This is a genomic window from Acinetobacter sp. SWBY1 (assembly GCF_002946595.1).
Lineage (GTDB): Bacteria > Pseudomonadota > Gammaproteobacteria > Pseudomonadales > Moraxellaceae > Acinetobacter > Acinetobacter towneri.
Genome location: NZ_CP026616.1, coordinates 1,903,261 through 1,919,930, shown reverse-complemented (window position 1 = coordinate 1,919,930; position 16,670 = coordinate 1,903,261). Strand labels below are relative to the sequence as shown.

General features: G+C 41.8%; 19 protein-coding genes. 14 read left to right on the top strand and 5 right to left on the bottom strand.

The genetic code is table 11. From position 1 onward, the window contains the following. Positions 1–131 precede the first annotated feature (131 nt). The 6 genes from C3Y93_RS09315 (at position 132) to C3Y93_RS09290 (ending at position 5,396) form a co-directional block, all read left to right on the top strand. Positions 132–497 carry an HPF/RaiA family ribosome-associated protein gene (locus C3Y93_RS09315; RefSeq protein ID WP_004974190.1) on the top strand — a complete coding sequence of 122 codons (366 nt, stop codon included), beginning with the start codon at positions 132–134 and terminating at the stop codon, positions 495–497. A 164-nt stretch (positions 498–661) separates the two neighbouring features. Further along, complete coding sequence (locus tag C3Y93_RS09310; protein WP_004974192.1) at positions 662–1,204, top strand: ankyrin repeat domain-containing protein; 543 nt, start codon at positions 662–664, stop codon at positions 1,202–1,204. Positions 1,205–1,220: 16 nt separating this feature from the next. Then, complete coding sequence (locus C3Y93_RS09305) at positions 1,221–1,991, top strand: transporter (RefSeq protein WP_104852730.1); 771 nt, start codon at positions 1,221–1,223, stop codon at positions 1,989–1,991. A gap of 165 nt (positions 1,992–2,156) precedes the next feature. After that, the gene (dsbD, locus tag C3Y93_RS09300; protein WP_171287421.1) at positions 2,157–3,989 is read left to right on the top strand and encodes a protein-disulfide reductase DsbD; all 1,833 of its coding nucleotides are present in this window, start codon (positions 2,157–2,159) and stop codon (positions 3,987–3,989) included. Next, positions 3,986–4,666 (top strand): glutathione S-transferase family protein, encoded by a 681-nt coding sequence (locus C3Y93_RS09295; RefSeq protein ID WP_104852728.1) that lies wholly within the window; start codon positions 3,986–3,988, stop codon positions 4,664–4,666. Before dsbD ends, C3Y93_RS09295 begins: the two co-directional genes overlap by 4 nt. Positions 4,667–4,832: 166 nt before the next feature. Next, a complete protein-coding gene (locus C3Y93_RS09290) occupies positions 4,833–5,396 on the top strand; it encodes an FMN-dependent NADH-azoreductase (protein ID WP_096901633.1) in 564 nt (187 codons plus the stop codon). A 107-nt stretch (positions 5,397–5,503) separates the two neighbouring features. Here C3Y93_RS09290 and C3Y93_RS09285 read toward each other — a convergent pair whose 3' ends face one another. Further along, positions 5,504–6,415, bottom strand: coding sequence for an alpha/beta hydrolase (locus C3Y93_RS09285; RefSeq protein WP_104852727.1), 912 nt, complete (start codon positions 6,413–6,415; stop codon positions 5,504–5,506). A 154-nt stretch (positions 6,416–6,569) separates the two neighbouring features. Here C3Y93_RS09285 and C3Y93_RS09280 point away from each other — a divergent pair, with 154 nt between their 5' ends. Beyond that, on the top strand, positions 6,570–7,007 hold the full coding sequence (locus tag C3Y93_RS09280) for a DUF2147 domain-containing protein (RefSeq protein WP_004974208.1): 438 nt from the start codon (positions 6,570–6,572) through the stop codon (positions 7,005–7,007). A 95-nt stretch (positions 7,008–7,102) separates the two neighbouring features. On the opposite strand, the gene C3Y93_RS09275 is transcribed toward C3Y93_RS09280, so the two are convergent. Then, a complete protein-coding gene (locus C3Y93_RS09275; protein WP_026438350.1) occupies positions 7,103–7,450 on the bottom strand; it encodes a Spx/MgsR family RNA polymerase-binding regulatory protein in 348 nt (115 codons plus the stop codon). Positions 7,451–8,303: 853 nt separating this feature from the next. After that, the gene (locus tag C3Y93_RS09270) at positions 8,304–9,122 is read right to left on the bottom strand and encodes an exodeoxyribonuclease III (RefSeq protein WP_096901635.1); all 819 of its coding nucleotides are present in this window, start codon (positions 9,120–9,122) and stop codon (positions 8,304–8,306) included. 39 nt (positions 9,123–9,161) lie between these two features. On the opposite strand from C3Y93_RS09270, the gene pyrE reads away from it, so the two are divergent. From pyrE to C3Y93_RS09255, 3 genes are read left to right on the top strand one after another with little or no spacing between them, the layout of a single operon-like run. Next, entirely contained in the window at positions 9,162–9,812 is a 651-nt protein-coding gene (pyrE, locus tag C3Y93_RS09265) for an orotate phosphoribosyltransferase (protein ID WP_096901637.1), read from the top strand. A gap of 55 nt (positions 9,813–9,867) precedes the next feature. After that, a complete protein-coding gene (locus C3Y93_RS09260) occupies positions 9,868–10,320 on the top strand; it encodes a hypothetical protein (protein ID WP_004974216.1) in 453 nt (150 codons plus the stop codon). Further along, the gene (locus C3Y93_RS09255; RefSeq protein ID WP_004974218.1) at positions 10,289–10,576 is read left to right on the top strand and encodes a hypothetical protein; all 288 of its coding nucleotides are present in this window, start codon (positions 10,289–10,291) and stop codon (positions 10,574–10,576) included. The genes C3Y93_RS09260 and C3Y93_RS09255 overlap by 32 nt, the downstream gene beginning before the upstream one ends. 8 nt (positions 10,577–10,584) lie before the next feature. Here the strand turns inward: C3Y93_RS09255 and C3Y93_RS09250 are convergent, their stop codons facing one another. Together C3Y93_RS09250 and C3Y93_RS09245 are read right to left on the bottom strand one after the other, a co-directional pair. Continuing rightward, positions 10,585–11,463 carry a viperin family antiviral radical SAM protein gene (locus tag C3Y93_RS09250; RefSeq protein ID WP_004974219.1) on the bottom strand — a complete coding sequence of 293 codons (879 nt, stop codon included), beginning with the start codon at positions 11,461–11,463 and terminating at the stop codon, positions 10,585–10,587. Positions 11,464–11,548: 85 nt separating this feature from the next. Further along, positions 11,549–11,746, bottom strand: a complete 198-nt coding sequence (locus tag C3Y93_RS09245; protein ID WP_004974221.1) for a DUF3565 domain-containing protein — start codon at positions 11,744–11,746, stop codon at positions 11,549–11,551. A 116-nt stretch (positions 11,747–11,862) separates the two neighbouring features. Here C3Y93_RS09245 and gshB point away from each other — a divergent pair, with 116 nt between their 5' ends. The 4 genes from gshB (at position 11,863) to C3Y93_RS09225 (ending at position 16,668) form a co-directional block, all read left to right on the top strand. Further along, positions 11,863–12,807: a glutathione synthase gene (gene gshB, locus C3Y93_RS09240; protein WP_104853266.1), complete on the top strand. Its 945-nt coding sequence runs from the start codon at positions 11,863–11,865 to the stop codon at positions 12,805–12,807. A 319-nt stretch (positions 12,808–13,126) separates the two neighbouring features. Next, positions 13,127–14,230 (top strand): undecaprenyldiphospho-muramoylpentapeptide beta-N-acetylglucosaminyltransferase, encoded by a 1,104-nt coding sequence (gene murG, locus C3Y93_RS09235; RefSeq protein WP_104852726.1) that lies wholly within the window; start codon positions 13,127–13,129, stop codon positions 14,228–14,230. A 3-nt stretch (positions 14,231–14,233) separates the two neighbouring features. Next, a complete protein-coding gene (murC, locus tag C3Y93_RS09230) occupies positions 14,234–15,682 on the top strand; it encodes a UDP-N-acetylmuramate--L-alanine ligase (RefSeq protein WP_104852725.1) in 1,449 nt (482 codons plus the stop codon). Positions 15,683–15,738: 56 nt separating this feature from the next. Next, positions 15,739–16,668, top strand: coding sequence for a D-alanine--D-alanine ligase (locus C3Y93_RS09225; RefSeq protein ID WP_104852724.1), 930 nt, complete (start codon positions 15,739–15,741; stop codon positions 16,666–16,668). The last annotated feature ends 2 nt before the right edge of the window (positions 16,669–16,670 follow it).

Below are 16,670 nucleotides of genomic sequence, written 5' to 3'. Positions count from 1 at the left end.
CTAAGTTGAAGATGTACTTTATGCTGTAAAAACAGCACATTATAAACACGCTAAAACGTATATGTATAAAATTATATGTAAGATTTTGGCACAACAAGATTCAGAAATAACGAACGCAAGAGGATGAAATCATGAACATTGAAATCCGTACCGATAAAAACATTCAAAACAGTGATCGATTAATTAGTTACGTTCGTGAAGAACTGAATAATGAATTCCAACGCCACAGTGAGCGTATTACCCATTTTTCAGTGCATTTTAGTGATGAAAATGGTGAAAAAGGCGGTGATGACGACATTCGTTGTATGATTGAAGCACGTCCAGCAGGTTTAAAACCAGTGGTTGTGAATCATCGTGGTCATAATATTGATACAGCCATTCACGGTGCGATTGACCGTTTAAAACGCAGCCTAGAACATGCGTTTGAGAAAAATGAGAATCCTCGTGGTGCTCGCCCAGAATTTGTAGATACAGATGTTGGTGGCGACGACGAATAAGGATCAGACAGATTCCAAGAGCCTCGCAAATTTTGCGGGGCTTTTTTGTGTTTGCATGCAGCCAATGCACTAAATTCACGATTTGCTGACATTTATCTCATACAAATGTCGCTTTATTGGGCATAATAGTTCTAAATTAAACATTGAATAAGAGAGCTCTCTGCATGTTAACTGCGCAACAACAAGTCTTGGTGCAAGCAATAGAAGAATTAGACCTTGCCCAAGTGCAACGCCTATTGGCAGACGGTTTAGACCCTAACTTTATGGATGCCGAAAAAGGCCCTGTAATTTCAGTCTGGTCAGATGGTTTATTTCAATGGTGGGAAAAAGTCTGCGAAGCATATGAAGCAGGTCAGCCACTCACAGAGCAGCAAAAACAGCAAGATTTGCAAGTGCATTTAGATATTTTAGAGGCCTTGATTCAAGCCAAAGTGAATTTGCATTTATGGGATGCCGAAGAAATTTACGGCCCATTGTGGGATGCGGCTTCTGCAGCATGTGTTCCTGCGGTACAGCGTTTATTAGATGAAAAAGTCGATCCGAACAGCAAAGATGAAGATGGTTTAACGATTTTATCTTCAATTAGTGATTTATTGTTTGATTGTGATTTTGATGAAATTCAGTGGTCGGATGCTTTGCTAGAAGAACAGCAGACTTTAGAATTGTTGCGTCGTTATGGCGCAAAAATGAGCAAAGAATTGGCCTAAGAGCAGAGATAAAAATATGTCAGCATTAAAAACAGTTGGGTTAATCGTGGCGGCAGGCATCAGCATGCAGGTGAGCGCGGCAGATTTTGAGTTTGATCGTCCTGGTGCAGGAATGAGTACGGGTATTACACCTGTAGGGAAACTGGCTTGGGAACAGGCTTTGCCAAGTGCAAGTTATCAAGAAAGTAACGATGCTTCGGGCGAAAAAGTTAAAACTACTCGCCTTAATGCTGACATGCTGTTACGTACAGGTTTGGCGCAAGATTTAGAGTTACAGCTGGGCTGGCAAGGGCCTGCATGGAGCAAAAGCAAAACTGCAGGTCAATCGGTTGAAGATGATGGTTTGGGTGATGTCAGCATTGGTTTAAAACAAGCCATTGACTTAAATGATGACAAACTTTCTATGGCCGTGTTGTTGCAAGCGCTAATTGCCACAGGCAATGATGGCTTTAGCGAAGAAGATGATATTTATAGCTTGGGTACGGCAGTCAGCTATCAATACAGTGAGCTGTTAAAAACAGGCATCAACATGCGTTACGATGTACAAAATAGCGATTGGGCGGTTACAGCAATTCCCAATATTCAGTATCGTTTAAGCGATCAATGGTCAGGTTTTTCAGAATTGGTCTATCGTAAAGCAGAAAGTCAGGACAATGAATATGGTTTAACTTCGGGGGTGATTTACGCACTGAATGAACGCACTCAGCTGGATGCCAGTGTCGGTGTAGATTTAGACGGTGCAGATAAAAGTTACCATGCAGGTTTAGGTATGGCGTTCTTGTTCTAAGCCATTTAAACCATTTAAAGCTTTAAAATACGTTGTATGTTGCAGCAGGCTAAACTCATCAAGCTTGCTGCAGATTCGTTTTCATCCTAATAAAGTTCATGCCGAGGCGAGCAGAACATGAAGCAGTCCTTATTTCAGACCTTTTGGCAAGCTGCTGTTGATCTAATGGCTGATATTTTTCGCTATATGAATAGGGGCTTATCTTGTCTGCTCGCAAGTCTACTTTTATTGTGTTCGCTAAGCCTACACGCAGAAGCACCTTTACTCCCACCCGAACAAGCCTTTCAGTTTAGCGTTGAATCGGTCAATCCCCAACAAGCCGAACTGCGCTGGAACATGCCTGAACAGTATTATTTGTATCAGCATCAATTTAAGGTTGAGCATGGACAGCAAATACTGGCTTTAGAGTTGCCTCCCGCAGAAGATGTTTATGATGAAAACTATGGACATACTCAGGTTTATTATCAAAAAGTCAGTTTTAAAATTCCCACGCAGGCTGCACAGCGCTATCAAGTGAGCTGGCAAGGTTGTGCGCAAGATCGACTTTGTTATCCACCACAGCGCATTGAATTTCAGACAGACAGCACTGGTTTGGTGATTTTAGACAATCAAAGCGCAGCACAAAAAAATCTGTGGGGTGGACACAGTAACCCAACCCAGAATGTGTTTTCGACAACACCTGCCAACTCCACGCTAGCATCCTCAACAAGTGTTGCGACAGCGCAACCCATCACTGCACAAGATCAAATGTGGTCAGAAAAACTGGCACAGAGTTCATTTGCTTATGGCTTGCTACTGTTTTTTGGTTTAGGGGTTTTATTGGCCTTTACTCCATGTTCTTTGCCGATGTTGCCCATTTTGACCTCCTTGTTGGTGCGTGAACATAAAGGTGTCAAAGCGTGGACGATTACTCTGGTTTTTGTCTGTAGCATGGCAATGGTTTATGCCATATTGGGTTTAATTGCGTCATCCGCAGGTTTGAATTTTCAGCGTTGGTTACAACAACCTGCTACTTTAATTGCCTTTAGTTTACTGTTTGTGTTGTTTGCCTTAAATTTGTTTGGACTGTTTGAGATCAAGTTACCACGTGCTTGGGTCAATCGACTCGATCAGGCGCAATCTATGCAAAAAGGCGGCAATTTGGCAGGTGCTGCACTCATGGGCATGTTGTCGGCACTTTTGGTCGGCCCATGCATGACTGCGCCATTGGCAGGGGCGTTATTGTTTATTTCACAAACCCAAAGTCAGATGCAGGGGGCGTTGCTGCTATTTACGCTCGGGTTTGGCATGGGTACGCCGTTATTGTTGGCCAGTGTGCTTGGGGCAAAAGCTTTGCCACGCGCAGGTTTGTGGATGCATCAAGTCAAAGTGCTGTTTGCCTTTATTATGTTGGCATTGGCATTGTATTTTATTCGTCCGTTATTGGGTGAAGCATGGATGCAATGGCTTAGTTTGGCACTTGGAGTGGGTTTTGTCGGCTATGTGCTGCATCGTTTGAGTGGCTATCATGGTACGCTGCGGGCGATTTATCTGAGTGCGTTATTGGTGGTGGTGCCGTATCTGATTTATAACCAATATCAACACAGCCAGCGTTTTTGGCAGCAGGAAAACGATGCGGTTTTAGAATGGCACCGTGCAACGACTGCAACGGAATTACAACAGTTACTTGCCCAAGCTCCGAAAAATCAGCGCATGATTATAGATGTCTATGCCGATTGGTGTGTGGCGTGCCGTCCGATTGAGCAACAGGTATTGACATCTTCCACTGTAAAACAGGCACTTGCAGAATTTTATTTAATTAAACTCGATTTAAGCCATTACGATGCCAGTCATCAAGCTTTGCTGAATAAATGGGAAATTTTAGGGCCACCTACTTTTTTATTTTTGGATGCACAACAACAAGAAATTCGCAGCCTACGTTTAACGGGTGCATTTAACGAAAGCACTTTGTTAAATCAACTGCAGCAACTTCAAACCACACAGGAATCATCGCCATGATGCAGCTCTACATTGCCAATAAAAACTATTCGAGCTGGTCGATGCGCCCGTGGTTGGTACTGAAGGCGTTTGATTTGGCTTTTGAAGAAATACAACTGAACTTTCCATGCGAGCGTGGCGAGGGCGATTTTAAACAACGTGTCCTAGAAATTAACCCCAATGGTAAAGTGCCTGCCTTATTAGATCAGGGCATGTTGATTTGGGATTCTCTCGCCATTTGCGAATACTTGGCAGAGCAATATCCTGAACAGGCACTTTGGCCACGTGATGCACAGCAACGCGCTTGGGCGCGTAGCATCAGCGCAGAAATGCACAGCGGTTTTACCGATTTACGCAGTTTATGTGGCATGAATATTCGCGCCAATTTAGCAGAAGTGGGTACAAAATTATGGCAAGAACATTCGGGTTTAAGGCAGGATGTGGCACGCATTGAACACATTTGGTCGGCACGTCCTGCAGCAGATGGTTTCTTGTGTGGTGAATTTAGCATTGCCGATGCGTTTTATGCTCCTGTGGTGACGCGTTTTATGACTTATGCCTTGCCTGTAAGTGCCAACAGCCAACACTATATGCAGCGGGTGATGCAGCATCCTGCTATGCGCGCTTGGGTACACGCCGCATCACAAGAAGCAATGTGGGTCAATTATTTAGAGCCTTATCAAAAACCAGCAAAATGACTTGGAAAAAGCAGGATTAGGAAAAATACTGCGGAAGTTTTTGTGCGGTAAAGTGGTCTTTTTTGTTCCAAAAATAAAACATAGTGTCTTAGTTTTGCCAATTATTCTATTTACGCTGCACGATTAAAATAGCGTTATTAAATGAATACAAGATTGGAACATCCCCATGAAAATTTTACACATCGACTCGAGTATTTTAGGTGAAAACTCAGTTTCACGTCAGTTAAGCCAAGCGATTGTGCAACAATTGACTGCAAAAAATAGCAATGCACAGGTCGATTATTTAGATTTGGCACAACAGCCGATTCCGCACTTAACTGCCGAAATTTTAATGGGGCAGGATGCAGAACAAGCGGCTTTAGGTGAAAAAATCATCCAGCAATATATTGATGCCGATGTCGTGGTGGTGGGTGCAGCCATGTATAACTTTGGTTTGACTTCAACCTTAAAAGCATGGATTGACCGCATTAGCGTGGCGGGAAGAACCTTTAAATATACCGAGCAAGGGCCTGTAGGTTTGGCGGGTGAGAAAAAAGCCTATATCGCCAGCAGCCGTGGCGGTGTGTATGGTGATAATAGCCCTGCTGATTTTCAGGAAGATTTCTTGAAAACCATCTTCAACTTTACAGGGGTGAATGATGTAGAAATTATTCGCGCTGAAGGGGTGAGTATGTCGGAATTTAAAGACCAAGCTGTTGCCAATGCGATGCAAAAAATTCAGGCGATTTAACCCACTATTTCAATAAAAAAAGCTCAGTGCCTTGAGGGTGCTGAGCTTTTTTTATATAGATGGATCGGCTAAAAGGGTTGGTTAGCAAAGCCTTGTTATGGTTGAACTTAGCTCTGATCTTGCCGATGTGCAAACTCTGCTAAATCTGCCAATGCACGTTTGGCTTCTTCAAACCACGGTGAAAACATTTGAAAATTGTGCCACATACCCGTGTAGAGTTTGTAATGCACTTCTACGCCTGCCTGTTCGGCTTTTTCTTTAAAACGTGTTGCATCATCCAGCAAAATTTCTTTAGAGCCAATTTGTACTAAAACTGGTGGTAATTCATGTAAATCATCAAACAATGGCGAAATTTGCGGGTCTGCCCGATCAAGTTCAGGCGGTACATAGTAATCAATGCCTGTTTCCAGCATTTCAATTGACAGCAGGGCATCATGCTTGCTGTTATAACGCAAGGATTCACTGGTGAGGGTTAAATCTAAAAATGGTGACAGCAGCATTAAGCCACTCACTTGCGGCAATTGCTCATCACGTATTTTTAAAGCTAGCGCCAACGCTAAATTTGCACCGCAAGAATCTCCTGACAAAATAATATCTTTGGCGTGTATACCTTGCGCCAACAGACTTTGATAGACATCAAACACGGCTTCCAAAGCATGTGGAAAAGGATGCTCAGGTGCAAGCGGATAATCGACATGAATCACTTGCATTTGGGTGCGTGCCGCAACTTGACTCAAAAATGCTCGATGGGTATTTAACGAACCCAGAAAAAAAGCCCCGCCATGAATATGAAAAATGAGCTGTGTTGCAGCATTCTGTGGTTTTAATTCTTCGGCATGCAGACCTGCTAAACGCAGCGCGCGTACCTGCACCGACTTTTGCATGGGAAATAAACGGCACATTTGTTCTAGTGCAAAACGTACAGAATTGGGGGGTAAATTAAATTGGCTTGGTTTGCGAATGGTGGTTTTTAAAAACTGCTCTGTAATAATTTGTTTCCACATGGGGTTAATCTTCATGATTTTTCCATCTTGTTCTTTATTTGATCGGATATTTGTGTATTTACCAACATAATTTACAAGGGTACACTAAACGGTCACATTCAAAAATTGCAAATTTGTTGTGACTTTTTAATAATAAAGTTGTCTGATAGTAGACCAGGGAAACAAAACAATGAAAAAAATTGCACTTGCATTCGGGCTGTTAGGTTTAAGCGCTTTGGCCAATGCTGCAGATCCGCTTAACGGCACAGTTTGGAAAACAATTGACGACAAAACCAAACAACCCAAAGCCACGGTAAGATTTACTGAGCAAAAAAATGGAACTTTAACCGCAAGCATTCAGTCAATTTTAACGCCTGGTGAAGAAAATGCCTGTACAAAATGTGAAGGTCCGTATCACAACAAATCACTCAAAGGTTTGACCATTGTTCGCGGTCTGAAAAATACAGGCGGCACGAGCTACGATGGTGGTTCAATTCTTGACCCGCAAACAGGTAAAACCTACAAGCTAAAAGGTAAACTTGCCGATGGTGGTAAGAAACTGGAATTGCGTGGTTTCATTGGTGTAGCGGCATTGGGTCGTAACCAAACATGGATTCGTGCGAACTAAGCATGTATTCCACCTGTGCAGTTGAAATCATATTGCACAGGATATAAAAAAACCTGCTCCATGTGAGCAGGTTTTTTATTGGTATTTTTTTAAACTTAACCTAAAGCACGATAAGCCGCTTCATCAAAACCCGCAATAAAGCCTGATTCAGTTTTTAAGACAGGACGTTTAATTAAACTGGTGTGAGTGCAAAGTGCTTCAATTAAGTTGGCTTCACTGGCCAAAGCAGCTTGCTGTTCTGCTTCGCTGAGTTTGCGCCAAGTGGTGCCTTTTTTATTCAGTACTACATCTTGCCCAAGCGCATCTAACCAACTTTTGACAGTGTCGGCATCGATCCCTTGTTTTTTATAATCGTGAAACTCATAACTTAGCCCCAATTCATTGAGTAAATCGAAGGCTTTTTTCATTGAATTGCAGTTCTTAATCCCATAAATTTTTAACATATTTTTTTCACGTTAATATCATCAAACTGGCTATAGCCTAGCCCAAAACAGCGCTAAGTGCTAGAAACTTGCAGTGAACAATGATTGGCTGTTTAAATGGTATGTGTCATCAATACGTCATACCGATGTCACCAAATTGACACTTGATCGCTCTAAAATGGGACGCATAAACAGAATAAAATGAAAAACTTGATAAAAATAGACTCAAGTGAAAATAAAAAATACAGTGAAGAACAACAGTAATAGCGCAAAACAGAAAATAAGATGATAAAAAGAGAAAACCCGCATTTAATCATCCTGATTATGCGGGTCTCATTTTAACGTCCATTGTTACATCCTTGAAACTAACCAAAACCAGTTAGTTTACTTTCCATCCTTCGGCTTCCAATCCTTTTGTGTCATCCTGACTGTCCCTTTGCCGTGATGCAATAATGCGCTGAATCGACTTGAAGATAAATACACAAAGTCGACAGATTATGTGCGAATTGAACCTCAGTTGAGTGAACAACTGTTCACTCGTGTAGGCTGTGAAATTTGTGTGAATAAGGGACTATTGACAATTCGTCTATGTTTGCGACGACGCATATTTTTAGCTGATATAAGGCATGGGACAGGAAATTTAGCCATTCTAAATGACTGGCACATAACGCAATAGCAGCAAAAAAATATGCTCGTCCTTCGCTGCGCCTTGCGCTGCAAACAAAGCAGTGCTTGTTTTTGCTCAGGCTGTGGCTAAAACTTTCTCAGATTGCGTTATGAAACTTGGCAATAGACCCACTATTCCCTGCGTTTCATGCCTGATCTGCTCAGTTTTAGCCTACAGCGCAAACCATTTATGAAATGTCAATAGACCCTAAATCTTATAATCAATAATCACGGGAGCATGGTCACTAAACCATTCTTCTTTATACACCCAAGCATTGACAGTGCGTGCTTTCCAGTCGGGTGAACAGGCATGATAATCAATCCGCCAACCAACGTTCTTGGCACGGGCTTGCCCGCGATTTGACCACCAAGAATACAACTCTGCTTCATGGCGTACTTCACGGAAGGTATCGACATAGCCCAAGTCATTATAAATATGATCTAACCATGCACGTTCATGCGGTAAGCAACCTGAAGACTTTTGGTTACCTGACCAGTTTTTAATATCAATGCGCTTATGCACAATGTTGTAATCGCCACAGACAATGATCGATTTATTGTCTTCACGCCACTGTTTTAGAATTTTTTGATACTCTTCTAAAAAGTGATCTTTCCGCATTTGGGCTTCTTCACCTGAAGAGCCAGAAGGCAAATACAGTGAACAGATGTAAATTGGGTGATCCAGTCCTACATCAAATTCAGCACTGATAAAGCGACCCTGAGAATCGGCCAATTCAAAGCCTAAACCATTTTGCACAGAAACAAACGGCAAACGGCTATAAATAGCTGTCCCTGCGTAGCCTGCGCGTTCTGCAGGGAAAAGATGCGTGTGCCAGCCTTCTGGCTTAAATTTATCGGTCCATTGGGCGTGTGTGATGCGGCTTTCCTGCATGCAAATCACGTCTGCTTCAGACTTTTCCAACCATTCGAGTAAGCCTTTGCTTACCGATGAACGCAACCCATTGACGTTAATTGAAACCACTCGAAGAATTTTTTGATCACTCGGATAGCTACTCTTTGGTATCATGCTCAGGTCTTACCTCAATGTATTAATTTGGAGCACCTCATGACATCGCCAGCTCAATTTAACCCGCAAGCTTTTATCGAACTCGCCTTATCACGTGGTGTGCTTAAATTTGGTGAGTTTACTTTAAAATCGGGTCGTGTGAGTCCTTATTTTTTTAACGCAGGTTTGTTGAATGATGGCGAAGCTTTATCGCTATTGGCTTCGGGCTATGCAGATCAACTCATGCAATGCAAAAATGTAGATGTTATTTTCGGGCCTGCCTATAAAGGTATTCCATTTGTGGCAGCTACAGCAGTGGCTTTATCGCAAAATCATGGCGTAAGTGTGCCGTGGGGGTTTAACCGTAAAGAAGCCAAAGATCATGGCGAAGGCGGTGTGTTGGTGGGTGCTGCGGTTGAGGGCAAAAAAGTTTGGATTATTGATGATGTGATTACTGCGGGTACGGCTATTCGTGAAGTGGTGACTATTTTGAAAAATGCAGGCGCACAAATTGCGGGCGTATTGGTGGCTTTAGACCGTCAAGAAAAAGGTCAGGGCGATTTGTCTGCTATTCAGGAAGTGCAAAAAGAGTTGGAAATTCCTGTGCATGCTTTAATTACCATGAAAGATTTAATGAATTATTTGGATGCTAAAGGTGAAAAAGATGCCTTGGCGAAAATGGAAGCGTACCGTGTGAAGTATGGTATCTAAATCATTATTTTTTATATAAAATAGGGTGTTTTATCACCCTTTTTTTATTTTTATTATGTCTGAATTAGAAAAGTATGCGTATATACGTTGCCCGAAATGTGGACGTGATAACAGGTTAATCATCGACTCTCGAAAAACAGGTCTTTACCAATGTGGCGGTTGTCAATCTCATTTAATGTTTTATGGTACAGAAAAACAGCATAAGTATAAAAATTGGATTTGGGCTACATTAATAGGGTTGCCAGTAGCTTTTATGGGATATAAAAGTTTGGTAGATAATAATTCATGGACGGATAAAAATATTCAAAAATTTGAAAAAGCATGTGAGGCTAGAATATTCCAAACATCCAATTTAAGCTTGTTAGAAACAGAACAGTATTGTGAATGTGTGATAAATAAGCTTATTCAAATTGATTATGACAAAGTGGTGAAATCTACACAATATTATATGAATCGATCACAGGGGGAATGCCGAAGTGGTAGGCAGCAGTACAGAGGTTACCGATAAATTTAATACTCTTCTAGAGCAATGTTATAAAGGTAATTTAAGAGAATTTTGTTCTGAATTTGATGTGAAAAATCGAGGGGAAAGTTTTTACAAAAGAGTACAAAAAGCTAGACATCGCATGATGAATCAGAGTATCAGTCAGGAAACAATTGATGAGTTTAAAAAATATATTGTATTTATGGAATTTAAGTTATTAGAACAAGAGTGTTCTTGGGATGAAAAAAAAGCTCTTATGGAGTTTAAGAGCTTCTTCTAACTTTTTAATTAAAAGATTTTTTTATAACGATTGACAAATTTTTGAGAATCAAATTTTATTTGCTTTAATGCAGTTTCTGCTGAAACTTGCCATAATGGAGAACTATATTTATACCCACTCGTGTAACCATTTTGAAAAAAACGTCCTAGTGGATCAATCATTAAATATGATTCAGTCATGTCATTATTATTCTCTGAACTGATAATAGACTTGAAGCTTGAGTGTTTTTCAATAAATTGATGAAACTCTTGCTCTGTGATATCTAATTTATTTGAATAAACAGGTAAAAGTTTAAAAATTTTCCATTTATTAGGTTGGATTTGAGAAATAAAGTAGCTTAAATCCTCAGATGCGTTGAGCTTATTGACGACAGTATTAATTTTTATTTCTATCATAGGGTTATACTTTTTAATTTTATTGATAGCTGTTAAAACTTGAGACGGATTAAAGGTATTTTGCTTAGATGTACGTCCAATAGCTAAATTGGTGTATTCATTTATAGAATCTACACTAATACCTAATGACGAAAAATTCTGAGCAATAAACTTCATATCAATTTCATTGAATAGACTGCCATTAGTAATCGCAGAAAGCCTGAAATTATACTTTTTTGATAAATTGATAATATTTTTCAATTGTTTCATATAAAGAAAAGTCTCGCCTCCGACTAAATTGAGACGTAATTGATCAAAATAAACGGTTTGACTTGATTTGTTTAATATATGTCTAATGTTTTCAATTTGCTCAATTAGAGTTTCAATTTTTATTTGAGAGTGCAAAACCTCTTTACTATCGCTATCCCATTTTGCGAAGCAATAATCACACTTGTAGTTGCATGCTTCTGTAATATGCCAGTTTACTACGAGTTCTTTAGTTAATTTTGGCATTTCAGTTTCCCCTTTAAATTGTTTTGGATGTAACAAATTTAATTGAGAAATATTATTGTATCGGAGACACTAAGGAGACAGTGATTTAGATTGGTGTCTCCTCCTCACACTTCTTACACTCGAGCATCACCCCCAACTTTTCCTTGCGCCCTTGCTCTGTGATTACCCACGGGCGGTTTTGCCACGGCGGATTATGCCGCACATGCTGCCCGTGACCGCAGGCCAAATCTGCGACCCAATCATTTTCTTCATCTAAATGAAAACCAATAATCGCTTGTTGCATCGCATACTCCTAAGTGCATGATGATCGTGGATAAAGCGTTACGAAAATTGCAGCAAAACCAAAGCCAAACTCCGCTATACTTTTGCTTATTCAATTCTTCAAAAGAGCACCGAAATATGCGCGTACTTGTTGTGATGGATCCCATCGAAAGTGTCAATTTGAAAAAAGACTCAACCATGGCGATGTTATGGGCGGCAAGCCGTCGTGGGCATACCTTGGGCTATGCATTACAGCAAGACTTATATATTGATCAGGGCAAGGCATTTGGTCTGATTGCATCGCTCAAAGTCTTTGAAGATTATAACCATTATTACGAATTGGGCGAAAAACGCAAAGAATCCTTAGCTGATTATGATGTCATTCTCATGCGTAAAGACCCGCCTTTTGACATGAATTTCGTTTATACCACATATATTTTAGAGCAAGCTGAACGCGAAGGCGCATGGATCATCAACAAGCCGCAAAGCCTGCGTGACTGTAATGAAAAGCTGTTTGCGACTCAATTCCCAGAACTACAAGTTCCGACATTGGTCACTTCACAACAAAGCCTGATTCGTGAATTTATTCAGCAACATGGTGATGTGATCGTTAAACCGCTCGATGGCATGGGCGGCATGGGAATTTTCCGTTTGTACCAAGATGGGGTCAATATTGGCTCAACCATTGAAATTCTGACCAACAACGGCACTCAGCCAATCATGGCGCAGCGCTATATTCCAGAAATTGTAGATGGTGATAAACGCATCCTCATGGTTAATGGTGAGCCTGTGCCTTATTGTTTGGCACGAATTCCACAAAATGGCGAAGTGCGTGGCAACTTAGCTGCAGGTGGTTTAGGCGAAGCACGTCCATTGACTGAAAATGACAAAGCCATTGCCGCCAAAGTCGGACCATTTTTACGTGAAAAAGGCTTGATTTTTGTCGGATTGGATGTGATTGGCAACTATGTCACTGAAATCAACGTGACCAGTCCAACGTGTATTCGTGAAATTGACGCGCAGTTTGGTACATCGATTGCCGATGATTTATTTACCGTACTTGAAGCAGGTCGTCCAAACTAAGTTTGGGCTTTATGCTTACTGTATCAATGCAAAAGCCGTTTTCTATTTGAAGGCGGCTTTGTTTTTAGAGAAGTGGATACAAAAAACAACTTAAACACTTTGCAAAATAGGTCAAGCAAAGCAGGTAAAATTGAATCAAACTTAACATTTTCCGTAGATTAATAATAAAACTAGTTTAAACTTGAAAATCTGTAGAAAAAAACAATCAAGCACTTGGTGAAAAAAAGTAAATAACCTTTCAAGCCCATGCGTTTGTGATTACAATTGATAGCTTATACAAGATTTTTATTTGCCTTATTTTGAGTTGAAGAATTAAACCGTGACTGACGCACAGCAACAACAGCCTAAACATGTCATGATGATGGCCGCAGGTACAGGTGGACATGTTTTTCCCGCTTTGGCCGTCGCAAAACAATTACAGCAACAAGGGATTCAAGTGTCATGGTTGGCGACCCCAACGGGCATGGAAAATCGTCTGCTTAAAAATCATAATATCCCAATTTACCAAATTAATATTCAAGGTGTACGTGGCAACGGTTTGATCCGTAAACTGGCTGCACCATTTAAAATTTTAGGCGCAACGCTCAGTGCTGTGCGTTACATGAAGCAATTAAAAGTTGATGCTGTTGCAGGTTTTGGTGGTTATGTGGCAGGGCCGGGTGGCTTGGCAGCACGTGCTTTGGGTATTCCTGTGCTGATTCACGAACAAAATGCAGTTGCGGGTTTTACCAACACTCAATTGTCACGTGTGGCAAAAACCGTGTGTCAGGCTTTCCCAAATACCTTTCCAAACAGTAACAAAATTGTCACCACAGGCAACCCTGTTCGTGAAGAAATCACTGCGACCTTAAGCCCTGCATGGCGCTATCAGGAACGTGAAAAAGCAGGCTTGCCAATTCGTATTTTAATTGTGGGTGGTTCACTAGGTGCACAAGCCTTAAATGAATGTGTACCTGAAGCGTTAAAGCAACTAAATGTCGCTTTAGATGTTTATCATCAATGTGGGCAAAACCATGCCGATGCGACGCAGGCACGTTATGCACACAAGCCTGACCATTTACAGGTTGAGGTACAGCCTTTTATTGAAGATATGGCCAAAGCCTATAGTGATGCCGATTTAATTATTTGTCGTGCGGGCGCACTCACGGTAACCGAGGTCGCGACTGCAGGTGTTGCAGCAGTATTTGTACCATTGCCTAGTGCGGTGGATGATCACCAAACTGCCAATGCCAAATTTTTAGCCGATTTGGGTGCAGCAAAAATCTGTCCGCAAGCCAGTATGACTCCCGAAAGTTTAACAACATTATTAACCCCGTTAATGAATCGTCAATTGTTGTCTGAAATGGCGGTCAAAGCCCGTCAGCAGGCACAGCCAGATGCAACTCAGCACGTGGTTCGTCTTATTCAAGCATTGTTCGAGTAAAATATGTCTCCATCTACACCCGCTGATCAAGCGAAAAAATTAATCAAAGTGCCTGAAATGCGCCGTATCAAACACATTCATTTTGTGGGTATTGGTGGCGCGGGGATGTGTGGTATTGCCGAAGTCTTGAAAAACCAGGGCTATAAAGTATCGGGTTCAGACATCAAAGCCTCAAAAACCACAGCGCAATTAGAAGAAAACGGCATCAAGGTTTATATTGGGCATGCGGCAGACCATATTAAAGGCGCAAATGTTTTGGTGGTGTCTACTGCAATTGACCCAGAAAACCCAGAAATTAAAGCAGCAATTGACACCCGTATTCCTGTGGTGCGTCGTGCTGAAATGCTGGGCGAGTTGATGCGTTATCGTCATGGTATTGCAGTGGCGGGTACGCATGGTAAAACCACCACCACCAGTTTAATTACCTGTATGTTGGCCGAAGAAAACATGGATCCAACTTATGTGATTGGTGGCTTGCTAAACCGTACTGGGGTCAATGCAGCATTGGGTGCGAGCCGTTATATCGTGGCAGAAGCCGATGAATCTGATGCATCGTTTTTATTCTTAGAGCCCATGGCGGCTGTGGTGACTAATATTGATGCCGACCATATGGACACCTATGGTGGTAGTTTCGATACCTTAAAAGATACCTTTATTCAATTTTTGCACAAACTGCCATTCTACGGTTTGGCTGTGGTGTGTGGTGATGATGCCAATATTCGTGAAATCATGCCGCGTATCGGGCGCCCTGTATTGACCTATGGTTTTAATGAAGACAACGATATTCGTGCCATTGATGTCGATCAAGACGGCATGCGCACACACTTTACTGTACTGCGTAAAGACCGCGAACCGTTACGCGTGACGGTGAATCAACCGGGGCTGCATAACGTATTGAATGCCTTGGCTGCAATTGGAATTGCCACCGATGAAGGCGTTTCTGATGGTGCAATTTGCCGTGCTTTAGAAGGCTTTAGCGGTGTCGGTCGTCGTTTCCAAGTACAAGGTGAGTTTGAGGTAGCAGACGGCAATGTGAAATTGGTAGATGACTACGGACATCACCCGAAAGAAGTGGAAGCCACCATTAAAGCTGCGCGTCAAAGTCATCCTGATCGCCGTTTGGTGATGTTGTTCCAACCACACCGTTTTAGTCGCACCCGTGACTGTTTTGATGACTTTGTGGAAGTGTTGTCACAAGTCGATCAATTGTTATTGCTCGATGTTTATCCTGCGGGTGAAAAACCAATTGTTGGCGCAGATAGCCGTACTTTGGCACGCAGTATTCGTTTGCGTGGTCAGGTTGAGCCAATTTTGGTCGATCCAAATGACGGCAATCTACCGAATATTGTGAAACAAGTGTTACAGGCCAATGACTTGTTATTGACCCAAGGTGCAGGTAATGTGGGGGCGATTTCAATCGAGCTTGCACAAAACCATTTATATTTAAAATAATCACAACCTGTGATGTTTGAATTTGATCGACCAGTTTAAAGTTTAAGGATATAAACGTGTCAAATGCTTCAAAGTTCGGCAAAGTTGCCGTGTTATTGGGTGGAAAATCTGCTGAGCGTGAGGTTTCTCTAGACAGCGGTCAAGCAGTACTCGAAGCACTGCTACGTTCTGGGGTCAATGCAGAAGCATTTGATCCACAAACACGTAGCGTGACCGAATTGGTCAATTATGATCGTGCCTTTATTGTGTTACACGGGCGCGGTGGTGAAGATGGTCAAATTCAAGGTGTTTTGGAATGGTTGAATATTCCATACACCGGTACGGGCGTGCAAGGTTCAGCCATTGGCATGGACAAAGTGAAGACCAAGCAAATTTGGCAAGGTTCTGACTTGCCAACTGCGCCATATCGTATTGTTAGCAAAGATTCCAATATTGAAGACGTGGTTGTCGAATTGGGTTTACCACTCATCATCAAGCCTGTACATGAAGGTTCAAGTATTGGCATGAGCAAAGTCGAAAAAGTAGAAGACTTTGCCGATGCTGTAGCGAAAGCAACTGCACATGACGCTATTGTTATGGCTGAAAAATGGATTACAGGACGTGAATTTACCATCGTGCTGTTAAATGGTCAGGCTTTACCGATTATTCGTTTAGAACCACCGAAAGATGTGGCGTTCTATGATTATGAAGCCAAATATCAACGTAATGATGTGCAATACGGTATTCCGTGTGGTTTAAGCACTGCCGAAGAGCAACAGTTACAAGCTTTGGCATTACGTGCCTTCCAAGCCGTGGGTGCAAGTGGCTGGGGTCGTATTGATGCCATGCAAGATGAGAACGGCAATTTCTGGCTATTGGAAGTGAATACCGTGCCGGGAATGACCAGCCACTCTTTAGTTCCGAAAGCGGCAAATGCAGTCGGCTATAGTTTTGATGAGCTGTGTGTGGCAATTTTGGCACAAACCCTTACAGGTGAAGCACACTAAAT

What these genes read in the sequence shown, in the direction of transcription:
- gshB (WP_104853266.1), top strand. Translation starts at nt 11,863, where the DNA reads ATGCGCGTACTTGTTGTGATGGATCCCATCGAAAGTGTCAATTTGAAA.
- C3Y93_RS09285 (WP_104852727.1), bottom strand. Translation starts at nt 6,415, where the DNA reads ATGAAGATTAACCCCATGTGGAAACAAATTATTACAGAGCAGTTTTTA.
- C3Y93_RS09250 (WP_004974219.1), bottom strand. Translation starts at nt 11,463, where the DNA reads ATGCCAAAATTAACTAAAGAACTCGTAGTAAACTGGCATATTACAGAA.
- C3Y93_RS09260 (WP_004974216.1), top strand. Translation starts at nt 9,868, where the DNA reads ATGTCTGAATTAGAAAAGTATGCGTATATACGTTGCCCGAAATGTGGA.
- murC (WP_104852725.1), top strand. Translation starts at nt 14,234, where the DNA reads ATGTCTCCATCTACACCCGCTGATCAAGCGAAAAAATTAATCAAAGTG.
- C3Y93_RS09295 (WP_104852728.1), top strand. Translation starts at nt 3,986, where the DNA reads ATGATGCAGCTCTACATTGCCAATAAAAACTATTCGAGCTGGTCGATG.
- pyrE (WP_096901637.1), top strand. Translation starts at nt 9,162, where the DNA reads ATGACATCGCCAGCTCAATTTAACCCGCAAGCTTTTATCGAACTCGCC.
- C3Y93_RS09315 (WP_004974190.1), top strand. Translation starts at nt 132, where the DNA reads ATGAACATTGAAATCCGTACCGATAAAAACATTCAAAACAGTGATCGA.
- C3Y93_RS09270 (WP_096901635.1), bottom strand. Translation starts at nt 9,122, where the DNA reads ATGATACCAAAGAGTAGCTATCCGAGTGATCAAAAAATTCTTCGAGTG.
- dsbD (WP_171287421.1), top strand. Translation starts at nt 2,157, where the DNA reads ATGGCTGATATTTTTCGCTATATGAATAGGGGCTTATCTTGTCTGCTC.
- C3Y93_RS09280 (WP_004974208.1), top strand. Translation starts at nt 6,570, where the DNA reads ATGAAAAAAATTGCACTTGCATTCGGGCTGTTAGGTTTAAGCGCTTTG.
- C3Y93_RS09245 (WP_004974221.1), bottom strand. Translation starts at nt 11,746, where the DNA reads ATGCAACAAGCGATTATTGGTTTTCATTTAGATGAAGAAAATGATTGG.
- C3Y93_RS09305 (WP_104852730.1), top strand. Translation starts at nt 1,221, where the DNA reads ATGTCAGCATTAAAAACAGTTGGGTTAATCGTGGCGGCAGGCATCAGC.
- C3Y93_RS09310 (WP_004974192.1), top strand. Translation starts at nt 662, where the DNA reads ATGTTAACTGCGCAACAACAAGTCTTGGTGCAAGCAATAGAAGAATTA.
- C3Y93_RS09290 (WP_096901633.1), top strand. Translation starts at nt 4,833, where the DNA reads ATGAAAATTTTACACATCGACTCGAGTATTTTAGGTGAAAACTCAGTT.
- C3Y93_RS09275 (WP_026438350.1), bottom strand. Translation starts at nt 7,450, where the DNA reads ATGTTAAAAATTTATGGGATTAAGAACTGCAATTCAATGAAAAAAGCC.